At 68.9% G+C, this 19027-nt stretch carries 13 protein-coding genes; 5 read left to right on the top strand and 8 right to left on the bottom strand.

Annotation, left to right across the window (positions count from 1 at the left end):
• Positions 1-243 precede the first annotated feature (243 nt).
• Positions 244-678 carry a YbaN family protein gene (locus tag ZRA01_RS17190; RefSeq protein ID WP_170183012.1) on the bottom strand — a complete coding sequence of 145 codons (435 nt, stop codon included), beginning with the start codon at positions 676-678 and terminating at the stop codon, positions 244-246.
• Between the two features lie 538 nt (positions 679-1216).
• On the opposite strand from ZRA01_RS17190, the gene modB reads away from it, so the two are divergent.
• Positions 1217-1897 (top strand): molybdate ABC transporter permease subunit, encoded by a 681-nt coding sequence (modB, locus tag ZRA01_RS17185; protein ID WP_141354488.1) that lies wholly within the window; start codon positions 1217-1219, stop codon positions 1895-1897.
• Complete coding sequence (gene modC, locus ZRA01_RS17180; protein WP_141354486.1) at positions 1894-2970, top strand: molybdenum ABC transporter ATP-binding protein; 1077 nt, start codon at positions 1894-1896, stop codon at positions 2968-2970. The genes modB and modC overlap by 4 nt, the downstream gene beginning before the upstream one ends.
• A gap of 96 nt (positions 2971-3066) precedes the next feature.
• Here modC and modA read toward each other — a convergent pair whose 3' ends face one another.
• The 3 genes from modA to ZRA01_RS17165 form a co-directional block, all read right to left on the bottom strand.
• On the bottom strand, positions 3067-3810 hold the full coding sequence (gene modA / locus ZRA01_RS17175; RefSeq protein ID WP_141354484.1) for a molybdate ABC transporter substrate-binding protein: 744 nt from the start codon (positions 3808-3810) through the stop codon (positions 3067-3069).
• Positions 3811-3943: 133 nt separating this feature from the next.
• Positions 3944-5959 (bottom strand): TonB-dependent copper receptor, encoded by a 2016-nt coding sequence (locus tag ZRA01_RS17170; RefSeq protein WP_141354482.1) that lies wholly within the window; start codon positions 5957-5959, stop codon positions 3944-3946.
• 156 nt (positions 5960-6115) lie between these two features.
• Positions 6116-7726, bottom strand: a complete 1611-nt coding sequence (locus tag ZRA01_RS17165) for a methyl-accepting chemotaxis protein (RefSeq protein WP_141354480.1) — start codon at positions 7724-7726, stop codon at positions 6116-6118.
• 212 nt (positions 7727-7938) lie between these two features.
• On the opposite strand from ZRA01_RS17165, the gene ZRA01_RS17160 reads away from it, so the two are divergent.
• From ZRA01_RS17160 to ZRA01_RS17150, 3 genes are all read left to right on the top strand, one after another.
• The gene (locus ZRA01_RS17160; RefSeq protein ID WP_141354478.1) at positions 7939-8805 is read left to right on the top strand and encodes a spermine/spermidine synthase domain-containing protein; all 867 of its coding nucleotides are present in this window, start codon (positions 7939-7941) and stop codon (positions 8803-8805) included.
• A 9-nt stretch (positions 8806-8814) separates the two neighbouring features.
• Complete coding sequence (locus ZRA01_RS17155) at positions 8815-9471, top strand: hypothetical protein (RefSeq protein ID WP_141354476.1); 657 nt, start codon at positions 8815-8817, stop codon at positions 9469-9471.
• 364 nt (positions 9472-9835) lie between these two features.
• Complete coding sequence (locus ZRA01_RS17150) at positions 9836-11167, top strand: leucine-rich repeat-containing protein kinase family protein (protein WP_141354475.1); 1332 nt, start codon at positions 9836-9838, stop codon at positions 11165-11167.
• Positions 11168-11539: 372 nt separating this feature from the next.
• On the opposite strand, the gene ZRA01_RS17145 is transcribed toward ZRA01_RS17150, so the two are convergent.
• The 4 genes from ZRA01_RS17145 to lldP all read right to left on the bottom strand — a co-directional run bounded on the left by ZRA01_RS17145 (position 11540) and on the right by lldP (position 18914).
• Positions 11540-13306: a type VI lipase adapter Tla3 domain-containing protein gene (locus ZRA01_RS17145; RefSeq protein WP_141354473.1), complete on the bottom strand. Its 1767-nt coding sequence runs from the start codon at positions 13304-13306 to the stop codon at positions 11540-11542.
• Positions 13303-15510 carry a T6SS effector phospholipase Tle3 domain-containing protein gene (locus ZRA01_RS17140; protein WP_141354471.1) on the bottom strand — a complete coding sequence of 736 codons (2208 nt, stop codon included), beginning with the start codon at positions 15508-15510 and terminating at the stop codon, positions 13303-13305. Before ZRA01_RS17140 ends, ZRA01_RS17145 begins: the two co-directional genes overlap by 4 nt.
• Positions 15511-15712: 202 nt before the next feature.
• Positions 15713-17026, bottom strand: coding sequence for a diguanylate cyclase domain-containing protein (locus tag ZRA01_RS17135; RefSeq protein WP_141354470.1), 1314 nt, complete (start codon positions 17024-17026; stop codon positions 15713-15715).
• Between the two features lie 241 nt (positions 17027-17267).
• The gene (gene lldP / locus ZRA01_RS17130; protein WP_141354468.1) at positions 17268-18914 is read right to left on the bottom strand and encodes an L-lactate permease; all 1647 of its coding nucleotides are present in this window, start codon (positions 18912-18914) and stop codon (positions 17268-17270) included.
• Positions 18915-19027: the final 113 nt, after the last annotated feature.

Here is a 19027-nt window from a genome sequence, read left to right as displayed (position 1 = left end):
TTCCAGAAGGCCGGAATCAAGGCTTTCTGAAGCCCGAAATGGGCCGAATCGCCGCTGCCGGAGGCGATTCGAGGCAAAAAAGGGGCGAGACCGGCGAAGAAGGCAGTGATTTGCCGACGAGATTGAACCCGATTCGGTCGCGATCATCGTTGCGCGGTGGGATTTACTGAAAACCTCGGGTTAATCGAGGTGCCCTACCCACTACCCACTACCCACTACCCACTACCCACTACCCACTACCCACTACCCACTACCTTCCCTCCGGCTTGCCACGAAGAGCACGGCTGCCAGTTGGGGCAGGCTCGCGGCGGTGAGGATTAGCGCTTGGTCGTGGAGGGCGAGGGCGGTCATCGCCAGGCCGAACAGCAGCCCACCGACCGCGAAGAGCTTGCCGCGGCGGCTGATCGTGCCGTCTTCGATCCAGCTCTTTACATGGGGCCCGGCGCCCGGCAGGGCGTAAAGGCGCTGCTGCAGGCGCGGGCAGCTCTTGCTCCAGGCCCAGGCGGCGATGATCCAGAAGATCGTGGTCGGCAAGAGCGGCACGACGAGGCCGAGGGTGCCGGTGGCGAAGCTGAGGCCACCCAGCAGGAACAGTCCGTGGCGGCCGGCCCGCTCGAGCAGGCCCGAGACCCGGGGGGCGATGGCGGCTGTTGCGGGGTGGCAGGGGCTCGGGGGCATGATGCCGGTCCTTTCTGGTGATCGGCGGGGCAGGCCCCGGCCTTCGTGGGCGCCTTCGGCGGGGCGCATGAGCGGGTACCCGAAACTGCGGTGCTTCCGCCGGTGTTCGCGTGACTGACGGGAGCCAGTATGAAAGCGCTCCCATGCCCTGAGCCAGTTGAATGATCTTCTGATTCCGATAGGGGGCAGCTATTGACGCAGCCCATGCCGGCCTGGCCCGTGGGCTTGCTAACATACGGTCGGGTATCCGTACCGGCCGATGGCCGGCGCGGCGCGAGCGACCTGGGCCAGGATTGAGGACTGCATGAAGAACTTGTGGCGGAAATTTCCGTTGCGCACGGTGACGGCGGTTGGCCTGGAGGGTATGGGCAAGGGGTCTTGCGGCCAAGCCGCGCCGGGCCGTCCCGGGCGCTCCGGCTGCCGGCCCGAGGGGTGGGTGCGCCGCATCGAGGTGTTCCCGGGGGGCGTTTTCGTTGCATCTGGTACCCGCCCGAATGCGCCATCGGGTGCGCCCGACGGCCGTTTGCAGGGTTAAGGCATGGACTCCAGCGACCTCGGTGCCATTTGGCTGACCCTCAAGCTGGCCAGCGTCGTGACGCTGCTGCTGCTTGTCGCCGGCACGCCGGTCGCCTGGTGGCTGGCGCGCACGCGCTCGCGGCTGAAGGGCGTCGTCGGGGCGGTGGTGGCGCTGCCCCTGGTCCTGCCGCCCACCGTGCTCGGCTTCTATCTGCTCCTGGCGATGGGCCCTCACGGGCCGGTCGGGCGGCTTACCGAAGCGCTCGGCCTGGGCCTTCTGCCCTTCACGTTCCCGGGGCTGGTCATTGCGTCGGTGTTCTACTCGCTGCCGTTCATGGTCCAGCCGTTGCAGAACGCCTTCGAGGCCATCGGCGAGCGGCCCCTCGAGGTGGCGGCGACGCTCCGGGCGAGCCCCTGGGACACTTTCTGGTCGGTGGTCGTGCCGCTGGCACGGCCGGGCTTCATGTCCGGCGCGGTCCTGGCCTTTGCCCACACGGTGGGCGAGTTCGGCGTGGTGCTGATGATTGGCGGCAACATCCCCGACGAGACGCGGGTGGTGTCGGTGCAGATCTACGACCACGTCGAGGCGCTCGAATACGCCCGCAGCCACTGGCTGGCGGGCTGCATGGTGGTGTTCAGCTTCCTGGTGCTGCTCCTGCTCTACACCCTCAAGCCGCAGGCGGCGAGGGGGGGCGCGCGATGAGCGGGATCCGCGCGAGCTTTGGTATCGAGCGCAGCGGCTTTCGGCTCGATGTGGACCTCAGCCTGCCGGGGCAGGGCGTGACGGCGCTGTTCGGCCACTCGGGCTCGGGCAAGACCACCCTGCTGCGGGCCATCGCTGGCCTCGAGCGCGCGCCTGGCGGCTACTTCGCGCTGGGCGACGAGGTGTGGCAGGACGAGCGCCGCGGCCTCTTCGTGCCGACCCACCTGCGGCCGCTGGGCTACGTGTTCCAGGAGGCCAGCCTCTTCGATCACCTGAGCGTCGAGGGCAACCTCGAGTTCGGGCGCCGGCGCATCCCGGAAGCCGAGCGGCGCTTCCGGCCGGCCGAGGTGGCCGGGCTGCTCGGCATCGGCAGCCTGCTGGGGCGCCGGCCGGCGAGCCTGTCGGGGGGCGAGCGGCAGCGCGTGGCGATCGCCCGGGCGTTGCTCACGGCACCCCGGCTGCTGTTGATGGACGAGCCGCTGGCGGCCCTCGACCTCAAGCGCAAGCTCGAGATCCTGCCCTACCTCGAGCGCCTCCACGACGAGTTGGCGATCCCCATCATCTACGTCAGCCATGCCCCGGACGAGGTCGCCCGGCTGGCCGACCACCTGGTGCTGCTCGACGCCGGCAGTGTCGTGGCGAGCGGGCCTCTCACCGAAACCCTGGCCCGCGCCGATCTGCCGCCGGCCTTCGCCGACGATGCCGGCGTGGTCGTGGCAGCCGTGGTCGCCGCCCATGAGGCCGACGACCTGACGCGGCTCGACTTTGCTGGCGGCAGCATTCTGGTCGCGCGCCGCCCGGAAGCCATCGGCCACCGCCTGCGTTGCCGCATTCATGCCCGCGACGTCAGCCTCGCGCTGGACAAGCCCCAGGCCAGCAGCATCCTCAATGTCTTCCGGGCCACGGTCAGCGCCATCGCGGCGACCGACACGCCGGGGCAGGTGCTGGTGCAGCTTTACGTGGGCGCGACGCCGCTCCTCGCCCGCATCACCGGGCGCTCCCGCCGCGTGCTCGATCTTCAGGTGGGGCGCGGGGTGTGGGCGCAGGTCAAGGCGGTTGCGCTGCTGGGGTGAGCTGCCCGGCGGGGCTCTCAAGGAAACGCAGGGCCGCCCCAAGTTTCCTTGCCCCCCACGGGGGGCGGGCTGGGCGGAGCCCGGCCCTGGGGGCGCTCAGATCTCGTAGCCGAAGGACTTGATGATGCCGCGTGCCTTGTCGCCCCTGAGATACGCGAGCAAGGCCGCGGCGGCAGGGTTGGAAGCACCCCTGGCGAGCAGCACCGCGTCCTGGCGGATCGGCGCGTGGAGGCTTGCCGGCACGATCCAGGCCGAGCCGGCGCCGAGCCGGCCGTCCTTGTAAACCTGGGCCAGCGCCACAAACCCCAGCTCGGCGTTGCCCGACACGACGAAAGAGTGGGTCTGCGCGATGTTCTCGCCCTGTACGAAGCGGGGCGTCAGGGCCGGCTGCAGGCCCAGCTTGTCGAGCACCTGGAGCGCCGTGGCGCCATAGGGGGCCGTCCGCGGGTTGGCGATGGCGAGGTGTTTGAAGTCGCCCTTCTTCAGCACCTCACCCTTGTCATCCACGTAGCCTTCCCGGGGCGACCACAGCACGAGGCGGCCGGTGGCGTAGGTGAAGCGGCTGCCGGCCACGGCGAGGCCGTCCTTCTCAAGCCGTGCCGGGGTCTCGTCGTCGGCGGACAGGAAAACCTCAAACGGCGCGCCGTGGCTGATCTGGGCGTAGAACTTGCCCGTCGCGCCGGACATCAGCGTGGCCTTGTGGCCGGAATCCTTCTCGAACTCGGCGGCGATTCTCTGCATCGGCGCGGTGAAGTTGGCCGCCACGGCTACCTGTACCTCCCCGGCGTTGGCGTTCAGGGAGAGGAGCAGGCCGGCCAGCAGCAGGCTTGGGCGTTTCATAGGGTTTGTCCTTGAGGGGGAGACGGTGCCGGTCAGGATAGCGCGGGTGGTGGGGTGGCCTCCAGCCACATGCGCTGCGGGGGCCACGTGACACGGGGGCCCGTAGGCCCCCGTTGTGCCTTGCCGCGCAGGCTTACAGCGCGATGTTGGCCTTCAGCCAGAGGGTGCGGCCGGGTTCGTTCACCCGGGTGGTCTGGGTGAAGCCGCCGATCATGGCGCCGCTGCGGCTGATGAACTCGGCGTAGGTCTGGTCGAAGAGGTTGTCGACCCCGGCGGAGATCAGGGTGCCCTTCTTCGGCCGCCAGCCGGCGTTGAGCGAGACGATGGCGAAGCCGGAGGAGGCGCCGATGTCCTGGCCGACGATGTTGCCATAGCCCTGGTCGAAGCGCTTCTGGCCCTGGACCAGGCGCAGCAGCGCGCCGGCGCTCCACACCTTGTCGTCGTAGCCGGCGCCGAGGCGGCCCTCCAGCGGGGCGATCTGCGACAGGGGTTTGTTGGTGCTGTCGTTCTCGCCGTGGGTCCAGGCCAGGGTGCCGTAGGTCTTCCAGAAGCGGCCCAGGGCGTAGCTGATGTCAGCCTCGGCGCCGTAGGTGGTGGCGTCGACGTTGAGGGCGTCGGTGGCGAACATGTTGATCTGGCGGATCTGGATGAAGTCCTTGTGCCTGGCGTAGAACAGCGAGGCAGACGCCCGCAGCGGGCCGGCGGCGTAGATCGTGCCGGCGTCGAGCTGGGTGGTCTGTTCGGGCTTGACCAGGAAGGTGCTGGCCGTGCCGAGGGCGGTCATCGAGGTGGCGGCCGGCGACTTGGTGCGCTCCCAGTAGTCGGCTGCGCGCTCGGTGTGGCCGAGGCCGGCGTAGAGCGTGGTGGTGGGGGCGAAGGCGTTCTCCCAGCGCAGGAAGCCGGCCTTCAGCGTGTCGTCGTCGGTGACGCCGGACGTGCTGCGGCCGCTGCGCTGGTCCTGGGCCTTGGTGAAGTCCACCCGCAGGCCGCCGATCAGGCGGTTGGCGGCGTTGAGCTCGTGGCTGAGCTCGCCGAACAGGCCCCAGGTGAAGAAGCGCATGTCGGGGCTGCGGGCGAGGCTCTCGTAGCCGGCCACGGCGGCGCCGCTGGCCTTGCGCAGGGTGTGCTCGTTGGTCTGGAAGTCGATGCCGGTCTCGAGGCGGGTGCGCGGAGTGAGGTCGAGCGTGGCGGCGACACGGCCGCCCTTGGTCTCGCGGTCGGGGTTATTGACCATCCTCATGCCCGGCTGCGGTCGCAGGCTGTAGTTGTCCATCACGTGGTCCACGTAGTTGTAGTAGACCTGCGCCTCCAGCTTGGCGACGAGCGGGCTGATGCGGGCTTTCTCGAACTTGAGGCCCACGTTGCCCCGGTCGAACTTGACGCCGTCCATCGTGCGGTCGGCATAGGCGGCCTTGCCGTCGCTCTTGGTGAAGGTGAGCTCGAGGCGGGTGTCCTTGTCGGGGGTCAGGCCGATGGCGCCGCTGGTGCTCCAGCGGTCGTAGGCCGAGTGCACCTGGCGGCCGGAGCCGTCGCGGTAGTCCTGGGCGTGGGAGTGGGTGCCGGTGATCTCGGCATAGTACTTTTCGTTGCCGACCCCGGCTTCCAGCACCTGGTCGTTGCGCCCGAAGTTGCCCACCAGTGCGCTGGCGTCCAGGTAGCTCGAGAAGCCGGTGCGTACCTTGGGGGCGCGCTCGAAGAGCACCACGCCGGCGCTGTTGCCGGGGCCGTACTTGACGGTCTGCGGGCCCTTCAGCACGGTGATCTTGTCGAAGGCCTCGGGGAAGACGTAGGCGGTGGGCGGGTCCATGCGCATGCCGCAGCCGCCGAGGATCATCTCGCCGTCGAGCAGGATCCCCAGGCGCGAGGCGGCCATGCCGCGGAACACCGGGTCGCCGTCGGTGCCGCCCTTGCGGATCACCGAGAAGCCGGGGATGTTCTTGAGGTAGTCGGCGCCGTCATGGGCCGGCACGGGCTGGCGCGGGGCGCGGGGGTCGGTGGTGACGGTGAGCGGCGCGTCCATCGCCGGGGCGGTCACGACGACCTGGCCGAGGGTGGCGGCCTCCTGGGCGAAGGCTGCAGAGGTGCCGGCGATGGCGGCGGCGATGGCGAGGGGCCGTAGCGCGAGGTGGCGCGAGGTGCGGTGCTTCATGGGTGTAGCTCCCTGGTTTGCAAGTGGGCGCTACCTTAAGAGCGAAGCCTGCCGGCGTGTTTGACATGGCGTAAAAAACCGCACCAAATTGGTGCGGCATAGTGTCGCAGGCCGGACGTCCCCGGGCCCATGGCGGGCCGGAGAAGCGGCTGGTTCTTACACCCGGAAGCTCGAGACGCTGGCCCGCAGGGTGTCCGACACGCTCACGAGGTTGTGGGCGGTGCTCGCCACCGAGGCGACGGCGGCGGAGTTTTCCTCGGACATCTGGGCGATGGCCTCGACGTTGCGGGCCAGTTCGGTGGAGGCGCCGCGCTGCTCGCGCAGGGCGTCGGTGATGTTCTCGATAGTGGTCTGCATGGTGTGGGCGGAGTCGCAGATGCCGCCCATCGACGCGCTGGCCTTGTTGGCCGCCTCGACGACCTCGCCGACCAGCGCGCGGCTGGATTGCATGCTGCCCACTGCCGCCTCGGCGCCCTGCTGGATGGTGCTGATCACGGTGCTGATCTCCTGCACCGAGCTGGTGGTGCGCTCGGCGAGCTTGCGCACCTCGTCGGCCACCACCGCGAAGCCGCGGCCCTGCTCGCCGGCGCGGGCGGCTTCGATGGCGGCATTGAGGGCGAGCAGGTTGGTCTGGTCGGCCACCTCGCGGATCACCACGGTGATCCGGTCGATCTGGCGGACCTGCTCGGAGAGGGTCTGGATCTGCCCGGCGGTGTTCTCGACCTGCGTGGAAACCTGGCCGATCTTGCCGGCGGCCGCTTCGACGCCCTTGCCGCTGTCGATGGCCTGGCCACCGGCCTGGGCGGCCCGGTGGTTGGCTTCCTCCGCGCTGGTGCTGACGTGGTCGATGCTCACGGTGAGCTCCTCGACCGCAGCGGCGGCGGCGGCAGTGGAGCCGGATTGCTGTTCGGTGCTCACCGAGACCTGCTGGGCGGTGGTGGACAGCTGCGCGGCCGAGCTTGCCACGTTGTTCGAGCAGGCCACGATCTCGCCGATGGTGCGGGCCAGCTGGCTGCGCATCGTGTCGAGGGCATCGAGCAGCTGGCCGACCTCGTCGCGGGCCTGGCTGCGGGCCGCGTCGCTGCGCAGGTCGCCGCCGGCGATACGTGAGGCGAGGGCGTTGGCTTCGCCGAGGCGGGCGGCGATGCTGCGGACGGTGACGAAGCTGAAGATGCCCAGCACCGCGGCGGCGGCGACCAGGATGCCGATGGAGACGAGGCTCGCCGAGTCGCGGGTGGCGGCGCCTTCGGCGGCGGCTTTTGCGCCGAGCTCCTTGTTGAAGTCCATGTGGGCGCTGAGCTGCTCGTTGAAGGCGACCGCCTTGGGGCCGAGTTGCTTGAGCGCCTGCTTGACCTCCTCGGTCTGCTGGGCACGGGACAGGGCCAGCAGCCCGTCGACGCCCTTCCTGTATTCGTCGAAGGCCTTGCGCTCCGCGTCGAGCAGGCGCCTGTCCTCATCGTTGGCGACGAGGGGTTCATAGTCCTTGAAGGCCTTTTCGATCCTGGCGCGCGTCTCCTGGATGGTCTTCTCGGCTTCTTCACGTTCCTTGGGTTCGGTGGCCATGAGGTGCCGGAACACGAGTACCCGCTCCCGCCCGAACTCGATGGCGACGGTGTTCAGCGCCTCGATGCTGGGGACCACGTTGACGTTGGCGTAGTTGGCCGCGTCGTAGACCTTGTTCATCTGTTGATAATTGATGGCGGTCAGCGCCAGCAGGCTGAGGATGGCTGCCCCGACGAGGAGCAGGAGGCGTTGCTTGATGGTCATGGTCGTTTTGTCCGTCTCGAATAATGGGCTGCCCTACACCCGTCTGCAGCGACCTTGGGGAGCCGCGTCGTGTGCCGATTGTGATCGCCCATGCTGAAACGGCGGGGGCGCGTCAAACTTTAGTGACGGCTTATCAAAGGCCACTGCGATTCGCGCCCCCGCCGGGCCGACGTACAATCGGCCCCTCGCCGCCACCCCTTTGAAAGCCGTCCGTGTCCCGCTCCGAAGCCGCCCCCGTCCTCGTGCTGCCCAGCCCCTTTTTTTCGGATTCCGACACCATCCGCCTCCTCGAGCCGGCCGACTGCGACAGCCAGGCCGTGCTGCGCAAGGTGGTTTCGGGCGAATACGACCGGCCCTTCGTGATCGACGACGGCAGCACCCGCACGCTGCATTTTTCGCTGTCGCTGATCCAGAGCACGATGAGCCTGAAAGAGCCCTTTGCCCTCGAGCTCGACTACACCCAGGCGATGATGAGCTTCCTGCTGTTCCTGGCCCGGCCCCAGCAAATCTTCATGCTCGGCCTGGGCGGCGGTTCGCTGGCCAAGTTCTGCTGGCGCCACGTGGGCTCGGCGCGGATCACGGTGGTCGAGATCGACCCGGACGTGATCGCCTTCCGCGACGAATTCGAGCTGCCCCCCGACGACGCCCGCCTCACGGTGATCCAGGGCGACGGCGCCGACCACGTTCAGGCCCTCGGCGCGGCCGGCGACAAACCCGACGTGATCATGATGGACGCCTTCGACCGGCACGGCCTGTCCGGCTCGGTGAGCTCGGTCGGCTTTTACTGGAGCGTGCACAATGCGCTCTCCGGGCGCGGCATCATGGTGGCCAACCTGGCCGGCGACAAGGCCGACCGGGGCGAGCACATGGCGATGATCGGCGAGGCTTTCGACGAGCGGGTGCTCAGCCTGTCGCTGCCCGATGGCAACGACATCGTGCTGGCCTTCAAGAACCCCGCCTTCGCCCCCCGCTGGCGCGAGATCGCCAACCAGGCCAAGGCGCTGCGGGCCCGCACCGGGTTGGATTTCCCCAAGTTTGCCCAGCGCCTCGAGCGCAATTCGCGGCTGCGTTACCTGTAGGGCTGCGCCATGCAAGCCTTGAGCTGCGTCGAGCGGCGTGCCACCTGTTTCCACGAGGCCGGCCATGCGGTGGTGTTTGCGCTGGGCGGCGTGGCGGTGACGCGGGTGGCGGTGGCGCCGGAGGGGGCCACCGAATGGCGCACGCCCAGCAGCAACGGGCGCACCTGCTCCGACCTGTGGGGCCTGTGCGTGAAGGCCGAGCTGGTGCTGCCCCGCCAGCTGCTGCGCTGGCTGATGAGCGAGGGCGCCCTGAGCCCCGACGGCAGCGGCTATGCGAAGGTGCTCGAGAGCCCCGAAGGGCAGGCCCTCGTCGAGGCCCTTGGCCCGCGCCAGCGGCGCGACATCCGCGCCCAGATGGCCGGCCTGCTGGCCGGGCCGCTGGCCGAGCGGATCTTTCGCGGCGAGGCAGCACAGGCCACGGTGGAGGCCGGGCCAGGGGATGGCGCCAAGGCCCGGGCGCTGGCCGCGCTGCTCGGCGATCCGGCCGAGTTCGCCCACGCGGCCCGGCTCGCCGAAGCCGCGCTGCGTGGGCCGGCGCGGTGGGCGCAGGTGGGTGCCCTCGCCGCCGCCCTGGAGGCGGCCGGCCACGTGGAGGCGGGCATCCGGGGTTTTCTGCCCGCCGCCGACCCGGCCTGGCCGCCGGCGCCTGTTGGTGGGGGTGGATGAACAGGCGCCGGCGTCCGTGTCCGGGCAGGTGCGTCGCCCCGTCGATGCGCCCTGCGAATTCATTCGCACGCGGAGGCCAGATTGGAGGGGGTTGCATCGGTTTTACCGACTGAGTGCGAATGAATTCGCATCTGCAAAAGGCCGATGGCCTGGTGCTTCCTGGCGCGCAGCGCAAGGCGTCCCGATGCAGTCTCTGCAGCGGTCGACAACAGGCGCCCGCTTGTCAGGGCTTTCAGTTACACCGCTGGCATGGCCCTGAAAATGCCCCCCAGCGTGCCGCCTTCATCGGCCCTGCGTGCATCGCCGATGGAGGCGCGCGGGGAATCCGGCTAGCATCCCGGGTTTTCCCCACCCGTACCCCACCATGCATTCCCTGGAAGACCTGCGGGCCGGCCGCTTGGCGGGCACCCGCCACCTCAAGCTGGCCGCCGGCCTCACCGAGTTCCCCCGCGAGATCTTCGCGCTGGCCGATACCCTCGAGGTGCTCGACCTGGCCGGCAACGCCTTTACCCGGCTGCCCGACGATCTACCGCGCCTCACGCGGCTGCGCATCCTGTTCTGTTCGGGCAGCCCCTTCGAGGCCCTGCCCGAGGTGCTCGGGGCCTGCCCCAGCCTGGAGATGGTGGGCTTTCGTGGCTGCGGCATCCGCAGCGTGCCCGAGGCCTCGCTGCCGCCGGGGCTGCGCTGGCTGATCCTCACCGAGAACCGCATCGAGGCGCTGCCGGCCGCCATCGGCCGCTGCACGCGCCTGCAGAAGCTGGCCCTGGCTGGCAACCGGCTGGCCAGCCTGCCCCCCGAGATGGCGGCGTGCACCGGGCTCGAGCTCCTGCGCCTCGCCGCCAACCGCCTCACCGCCTTGCCCGACTGGCTGCCGACGCTGCCGCGCCTGGCCTGGCTGGCCTATGCCGGCAACCCCTTCTGCGCGGCGGTGGACGCCGCCTGGCAGGCGGAAGGGCGCAGCCACCCCTTCGCCTGGGACGCGCTGGAGCTGGGCGAGGTGCTGGGGCAGGGCGCCTCCGGGGTGATCCACCGGGCGGCGTGGCGGGACGGCGGGGCACGGCGCGACGTGGCGGTGAAGCTCTTCAAGGGCGCCGTCACCAGCGACGGCCTGCCCGAGGACGAGCTGGCGGCCTGCCTGGGGGCCGGCGCGCACCCCAGCCTGATCCCCATCCTCGGCCAGCTTGCCGGCCACCCGGAGGCGCGCCAGGGCCTGGTGATGGAACTGATCGAGCCGGCCTTCCGCAGCCTCGCCGGGCCGCCCAGCCTGGATTCATGCACCCGCGACGTGTACCCCGCCGGCTCCGTCCTCAGCCCGGCCCAGGCCCTGGGCATCGCCCGCGGCATCGCCTCGGCGGCGCGCCAGCTGCACGCCCGGGGCATCAACCATGGTGACCTCTACGCCCACAACATCCTGTACCACCAGGACGGCCGCGTGCTGCTGGGGGATTTCGGCGCCGCCTCCTTTGTGCCGCCGGGCGAGCCACAACTCGCCGCGGCGCTGGAGCGCATCGAGCTGCGCGCCTTCGGCTGCCTGCTGGAGGAGCTGGCCGGGCACTGCCCGCCCGACCCTGGCGTCGCGCTGGCGCAGCTGGCCCGGCGCTGCCTGGCGCCGGACCCGGCGGCGCGGCCGTTGTTTGCCGAGGTGGAGGAGGTGTTGGCCGGGCTGACAGGGCAGGGGGGCCAGGCGACGCCGTAGATTGACCGCCTTGTTCGCGACAGTTAGCGGAAACGAAGCACAGCAAGGTGAATCCTGTGTGCCGTGTGGTTTGCGGAGCGCATAGGGTGCTGGATTTCGAGGCGGTCACGACCATTGTCTGGTAGGGGCCGTCGGGTTGGGGCGCGAAGCGGATCGCCCGGATGCCGGGGGGTGCGCGCAACACAGTGCGGTGGGGGCGGACGCTGCTGCCCGACCTGGGGGCGCGCCGATGCAACGGCCCTCAGCCGCATCTCGCGCCGCGGGATCTCGGCCGGTGTATCCCGATTCCGGCTCGTCATACCTTGAGTCTGGCTGGCCCGACACGCCCCGCGATGTGGCCTCACCGATTTCTGGCCTCTGCCGCGCAGGCCCCTAGCGATAGTTGGCCGGGTCGATGGCCGGGGTGACCTGGTTCTTGAAGACGCCGCGGCCTTGCTGTTCGATCTTCTCGGGTGGGGGCGGGCTGATGAAGATGAGGCTGGCCTCGCGGTCGTTGCGCAGGTTGATCGCGGCGCTGACGCCGCCGTCGATGTAGCTGCCCATCACGCCGATCGCCATGCCCATGAACCAGCTGGCCGAGCCGGTGTTGCCGAGGCGGGGCTCGAGGTTGATCCACTCGCGGGGTTTGTCGAGGTGAAGCGCCGGCCCGCCGGCCTCGGCCTGGGCGTCGAGGAGGGCGGTGAGCTCGACAAGCGTGTCGGTGCTGCCGCCGGTGCTGCTGATGACGCGCTTGAGGGCGGCTTTGCGCTGGGCTTCGGGGAGTGTTTCGAGGGCCTGGTTCCAGCCTTTGACGAGGGCTGCGATGCGCTCGCTGCGGCGAGCGAGGGGCTGGCCGTCTGCATCGGTGAGTTTGATGTAGGTGGGGCGGTGCAGGTAGCCGAGGGTCGGCAGGCGGTCGAAGGTCTCGAGCTGATCCCTGTTCCAGGGGATGGGGAACCAGGGGCTGGGTACGTAGCCCTTGGGTACGTGCACCACGTCGTCCGCCACATCGAGCAGCGAGACGCTTTTGGAGCCGACGACGTCAGGGCGTTGGGCGAAGGCCTTGGCGGCGGCGAGCCATTCGGGGACGGTGGGCCAACGGCTCGAGACCTTCATGCCGCGCACGTCGCCCATCGCCTGGCCGAGCTGTCGGGAGAGCCGCAGATGGGTGAGAAAGAGGCGCCGCGCGAGGCCGGTGCGGTTCTGCTCGCGGCCCAGCACGTCCCGGTCGGTGTCGTCGAAGGCGAAGGGGCGCAGCGCTTCGACCCGCTCGCGGCGGGCGAGCACGAACAGGGCGGAGGAGCCCGGCATTTCGGGGATGTAGTGGCCGTCGCGAACGAGGGGCGGGGCGCCCTTCGGGCGGTTCAGGTGGCGGAAATACAGCCCGTCGTTGGCGGCCACCACCAGATAGGGCAGGTCGGGATGGGCGTCGAAGAAGGCGAAGGCTTGCTCCAGCATCCGATCTGGGTGGTCCGAGAGCGTGTAGCCGGCCGGGATGAAGAGTGTCTGCCCCAGGCCGTTGCTGTCGGTGCCGGCTACCACCCCGATGACGGGGTCCGTGTCGGAAGGGGGACGCTCGGGGTCCGTGGAGGGTTCGGTGGCGTAGAAGGATGGGGCGGGCCAGTACATGGGCAGGCCGCGGATGCCGTTCTCGAGGGCTGAAGCATCGGCACCGCCTTCGATATCCATCTTGTCATCGGCCGTATATGGATACTTCCGTGGATCTTGCTCACGAATCGTGGTGAAGGGGGCGCCCTGCCGCAGCGCGTCCCACAGCCTGCCTTGGCGGTGCTTGTCGAGGGACACGCCCAGGCCAATGACTTCGAGCACATAGTGCCTGGGGTCTTGCCCGGCCAGGCTCGCTGCGTTGTGCTGCGCCGCCGAGTTGCGGGCCTCGGCTTTCGCTTCTCCGCGGGATGTGGCGAACGCGGTGAGGCCCCATTGGGAGAGCAAGACCAGCAGCAGGCCTGCAAGCGGTACTCCAACCCATGTCGTCCATTTCTGCATCTCGCTTGCCTCGGGATCGTTGAAGACGGTGGCGTCCATCTGTATCAGATAAAGGGTCCAGCCGGCCAGTGCCACGACGAACAGGCCGGCCATCCATACCGCCCGGCGCCACCGACCGGGCTCGCCGCGCACCGCGCTCGGTTTCGTCATCATGTCTTCTTCGCGTCCCGCGGGGTGATGGGGATGGTGCGGCCGGTGGTGGTTTCGGCGACCACGGCGGGCGGGCGTCTGTCGATGGTGGGCACGCAGGCGGGCATCACCCCGGTGGAGTAGTAGTCGCAGTTCCCTCTGACGATCTCTTGAATCTCGGGCGGTTCGCAGTCGAAGTACTGGGCATGTCTTCCCTCAAATTTCCGCCACGTCAGTATGCCCGGGCGATTTTTTTCGTTCGGTGCCGGATCCTTCAACCTCCAGTCCGCCACCGCGCACAGGTAGGCGTAGAAATCCTTGTCCGATACTGCCCGCCCCTGGCCGATTGCGATGTCGTAGGCGGTGACCTTGGTGTGGTTGGCCTTGCTGGCCCAGATGGCGCTGTGGAAGGAGCGGGAGCTGGTGCTCTGCTGGTGGCGCAGGCGGGCCTCGTTGGGGGTTTCGGGGCGAGTGATGAACAGCTTTCGGCCGGCGCGGGTGCCGGCGTAGCTCAGCTTGATCTGGTCGCCCTCGGCCTTGCCCTTGTTCAGCAGGGCCTGGACATCGGCCAGCTGGTTGCGGCCCAGGCTCTGCCAGGTGGGGTCGTCGTAGTAGCCGGCCGGCCGGGCTGGGGCTGGCCGTGGGTCCGGGATGGTCTCGTGGACCTGCTTGATGCCGCGGTCGCGGCTCACGGCGACGGCGGCGTCGATGGGGTCGACGGCCTCGAGCTTGGCGAGCTCGGCCTTCGGGTCGGGCGACAGGGCTCCGGCGTAGAGGTCGGCGGTGTGGGGCTCGCGCAGCGCTTCGCCGTTGATGAAGCGCCGACCTGCCGGGCTGGTGGGGCTGCTGTGGCTCATCTCGGGCAGGTTCATGCGCAGGCTGGTGATGTCGTCGCGCACGTGGCTCTGGTCATTTTCGCCTTCCAGGCGAAGGGTGAAATGGCGAGGCGTGAGGCCGACCTTGAACGTCGTCTGCTGGCCGTCCACTTCGCGTATCTTGCGGGTGAACACCCGCTGCAGGAAGGTGGGGCCGAGCGCCTGCAGGGGCCTGTGTTCAACCTGAAGCTGCCCGATGTCTTGCACGATCTCGCCCCTGAGAGGCGGGCGCAAGCCGGTGAGCTGGTCGGGCACGCCCTGCCAGCCGATTCCCTCGACATTGCGCAGGGCGACCGTCATGTCCTCGGGGCAGAAATAAAGGTACACCTTGCCCCGGTTGTCCCGGTCCTCGCCGGGTTTCCAGGCGGTGCTGTGGATGCCGCTGGATTTCAGGTGGGCGAGCTCCTGCGGGCTCCAGCCCTCCCGGCGGCGTTCGGCGACGCCCTTGACGATGTTGACGAGGGTGTCCAGGCGGGCACGGACGGTCTGCATGCCGTCGATGCCCGCGTAGAAGGCTTTCATGGCCTCGTCCTCGCCGGCGCCCGTGCTGAAGTGGCCGAGGGGCGTGGTCTCCAGGCCGTAGGGCGGATGGGTGAGCACCAGGGTGTCGGCGGTGGGGTGGCCCTCTTCCATCAGGAAGGCCTGGGCCAGCAGGGCGATGAGGCAGCCCTGGCTGTGGGCGACGATGTTGACGGTGTCGTTGGCGTCGTACTTGCGGATCATGCGCACCAGGGCGGCGAGGCGCTGGGCAGCGAGCACGAAATACATGCGGCCCGGGCCGTTGAGCACGGGGCGGATCGGATCGCCGCTGAAGAAGTCGATGAGGCCGCCCATCGACGGGGCGCCGCGGTTCCACATGTCCACCAGGTTGGAGGTGGCGTTGGCGAAGGGGCCGCCGCCCTTGCTGCGGTCCTTGTCGAGGCGGTTGCCGTGGGTGTCGACGTTCTGGCCGTTGCGGGGCGCGGTGGACTCGTCGGGGATGTCGCGGTAGCCCCAGTAGAACGGAATGACCGGGCTGTGGGTGTCGGCGCCCAGCTGGCGCTTGTAGAAGACCGCGTCCGGGTCGTCCTCGAGCCGGCGGGCGTCGGCGGTGGTCGGCATCCGGTAGCGAGCCGGCGTGTAGGGCGAGGTGTGGTTGGGCTGGTCCGGGAACCACTTCATGCGCTCGGCGAGGCCCTCGCAGAGGCCCGCTTCAACGGCCTGGAAGCCTACGCCCACATCGTTCACACCGTGCACCACGATGCAGGCGCCCACGTGCTCGCAGGGAACATCGACCCGCTTGGGCAGCGCGCTGCTGCTGAGGACGGTGGAGCTCCGGCAGAGGAGCCGCGGTGCTCTGGGGTAATCCTTCATGGGCATGCCTCGGGCGGCGAGCGTGTCTGGATGGGTACTGTCTAATTGTACATCTCTGTGCTTTGAGTGGAGTTGTCATCGCCATAAAATTTTATGGCGATGAAATTGGGTGGGAGGTGGCGGGTGGGAGGTGGGTCCAGTCTGACCCGACGGGTTGGGGGCGGTCCGGGCCCCGGGCAGGAGCCCTGACTGCCCCCTGCGTTCAGTTGCGGGCCTTGCGCCGGTACATGCGCTGGTCGGCGTGCCTGATGAGGCTGTCGGCGTCGTCTCCGTCGCACGGGTGGAGGGCGATGCCGATGCTGGCCTGGGTGTTAAGGGCGTGGCCGGCTATCGCGGTAGGCTGCAGCAGGCTGTGGTGGATCTTGTCGGCCACGGCGGTGGCATCGTCGGGGCCGTGGATGTCCTCGAGGATCACCACGAACTCGTCGCTCCCCAGGCGGGCTACGGTGTCGGCCTTGCGCACGCAGCGCTCGAGCCGGCGGGCGATCTCCTGGAGCAGCAGGTCGCCGGCGTCGTGGCCGAGGCGGTCGTTGACGGCCTTGAAGTCGTCGATGTCGATGTAGAGCAGGGCCACGCGGCCGTGCTTGCGCCGGCTGCGGGCCAGCGCGGTGTCGATCCGGTCGTGGAAGAGGCGCCGGTTGGGCAGGCCGGTGAGCTCGTCGTAGCGGGCCGCGCGGAGGAGCTCGGCCTTCAGGCGGCTGCGCTCGATGGCGGTGGCGACCTGGGCCGAGACGAAGCCGAGGAGCTCCCGGTCCTTGTCGGAATACTGGGTGTCGGCGGGGGCCTTGAGCATCACGGCGCCGATGGGGGCGGTCTGGTCGACGAGGGGCACGACCAGCCAGAAGCCTCCCGCGTCGGCGCCACCTTGCGTCGGGGCGAGGGCCGCTCCTGGCAGCAGCAGCCCCCGGCGGGCGGCGATGACGTCCTTGCAGTGGCGGTGCGCCAGCGCTTCATCGACGACGAGGGGCTGGCCGCGGTGGTCCCGCCCGTAGGGAAAGTGGAGCGCCTCGGGCTCGCCGTTGCAGGTGGCCACCACCAGCCCGGCCACCGGCACCAGCTGGGCGATGATGGCGTGGATGGTGGGGAAGAGGGTGTCGAGGTCGACGGCGTCGTGGGCCGCCTCGGACACCGCGTAGGTGGCGGCCTGCATGGCCTCCGAGCGCTGCTGCGCGGTCACGTCGCGGGCGACGCCGATGCGCAGCTGGTCGGCCTCTGACCAGCGCGCCGACCACATGATGTGCACCGGCCGGCCGTCCTTGTGCCGGTAGCGGTTCACGAAGCCGACCCGCGGCTGGCCGGCCATGATCCGGGCGGCCTCCTCGAGGGTTCTGGCGCGCTCCTCCGGCAGCACAAGGTCGATCAGCTTGCAGCCGATCAGCTCGTCTGGCGTGTAGCCGAAGATGCGTTCGCAGGCAGCGTTGACATACTTGACGCGCCCGTCGGCGTCGACGAGAAACACCGCATCGAGGAGCAGGTCGATGCAGTTGAGGAGCTGGTCTTGGACGTGGGCGGCCACGCGGGGGAATGTGGGTGACGTGTCGCCGGGGAGTGCTTGCCCGGTAGCGCCGATTCTGTGTCGGAGTGTGCCGTAGACTGGCTGAACTGGCTGGCGTTCCGCAAGCCTCGGTGCGCGGCCCGCGTGCGGAAATGCGGCTGTCGGGGGTTGCCCGCGCAAAAAAACGGCGGCCGTTTGCGCGGCCGCCGTCAAGGCTCCCCCGGGGCGCCTCACCCCGGCGTTGAAGAAACGCTACGGACGATCAGGGGATCATCCAGGTGAACACGTAGGCCTGCAGCGTGGTGATGATGCCGACCATGGTGGCGAACAGCAGGCTGTGCTTCACGGTGAAGCGGAACAGGTCGGATTCCTTGCCGACCAGGCCGACCGCCGCGCAGGCCACCGCGATGGACTGCGGCGAGATCATCTTGCCGGTGACGCCGCCGGTGGTGTTGGCCGCCACCAGCAGGGTGTCGGACACGCCGACCTGGTGCGCCGTGGTGGCCTGCAGCGAGCAGAACAGCGCGTTCGACGAAGTGTCGGAGCCGGTGAGGAACACGCCCAGCCAGCCCAGGAAGGGGCTGAAGAACGGGAACAGCGCGCCGGTGCCGGCCAGCAGCAGGGCCAGGGTGGCGGACAGGCCGGAGTAGTTGGCCACGAAGGCGAAGGCCAGCACCATGCCGATGGAGTAGATCGGGCGCTTCAGCTCGACCACGGTCTCCTTGAGCGCCTTGGCGGCGTCGCTGGTGCGCATGCCCAGCACGACCATGCTGATGATGGCGGCGATGAAGATGGCGGTGCCGGTGGCCGACAGGATGTCGAGCTTGTACACCGCGGCGTAAGGCGTGGCCTTGGCGACGATCGGCTCCATCTTGATGACCAGCTTGTCGAGCATGGGCACCGGGAACTGGAACACCAGCGAATACAGCGGGCCGTCCTTGGCAAACAGCGCCTTGAAGGGCTTGAGGCTCCAGATGGTGACCATGATGGTCAGGATCACGAAGGGCGACCAGGCCTTGATGATCTGGCCAACGCTGTGGTGGCTGTCCTCGCCCACTTCGGCGTGGTGCTGGTTGTCGAAGCGGAAGATGCGCTTCGGCTTCCAGTTCTTAAGGAAGACCGTCAGGCAGATCAGGCTGACCAGCGCCGAGGTGATGTCCGGCAGCTCGGGTCCGATGTAGTTGGCGGTGAAGAACTGGGTGACGGCGAAGCTCAGGCCGGCCACCAGGATGGCGGGCCAGGTCTCCTTGATGCCGCGCCAGCCGTCCATCATGGCGACCAGCCAGAAGGGCACGATCACCGACAGCAGTGGGAGCTGGCGGCCGGCCATCTGGCCGATCTTGAAGGGGTCGATGCCGGTCACCTGGCCGCCGACGATGATGGGGATGCCCATCGCGCCGAAGGCCACCGGGGCGGTGTTGGCGATCAGGCACAGGCCGGCGGCGTAGAGCGGGTTGAAGCCCAGGCCCACCAGCAGCGCGGCGGTGATGGCCACCGGGGCGCCGAAGCCGGCCGCGCCCTCCAGGAATGCGCCGAACGAGAAGCCGACGAGCAGCATCTGCAGGCGCTGGTCATCGGTGATCGACACCACAGAGGCCCGGATGACGTCGAACTGCCCGGTTTTGACGGTGATCTTGTAGAGGAACACCGCGCCGATGATGATCCACGCGATCGGCCACAGGCCGTAAAGAAAGCCGTAGCCGGCCGAGGCGAGCGCCATTTCCACCGGCATCTTGTAGAAGAAGATGGCCACCGCCAGCGAGATGGCGACGGTGATGGTGCCGGCAACGTGCCCCTTCATGCGCAGCACCGCGAGGGCCACGAAGAAGAAGATGATCGGCAGTGCGGCGACCAGCGAGGACAACCAGAGGTTGCCCAGCGGGTCGTAAATTTGCATCCAGGGTTGCATTCGGTGTTTCCTCCTTTGATGAATGCGGTGGGTATGGCGATTGCTGCGGGGTGGTGTGGTGGGTGCTGCGTGTATTGCTGTGTTGTAGGGGAGACTTGTAGGGGAGACTTCAG

The organism is Zoogloea ramigera, from assembly GCF_006539865.1.
GTDB lineage: Bacteria > Pseudomonadota > Gammaproteobacteria > Burkholderiales > Rhodocyclaceae > Zoogloea > Zoogloea ramigera.
The sequence above is the reverse complement of the archived record's forward strand: the minus strand, read 5'-3'. Positions and strand labels throughout refer to the sequence as shown.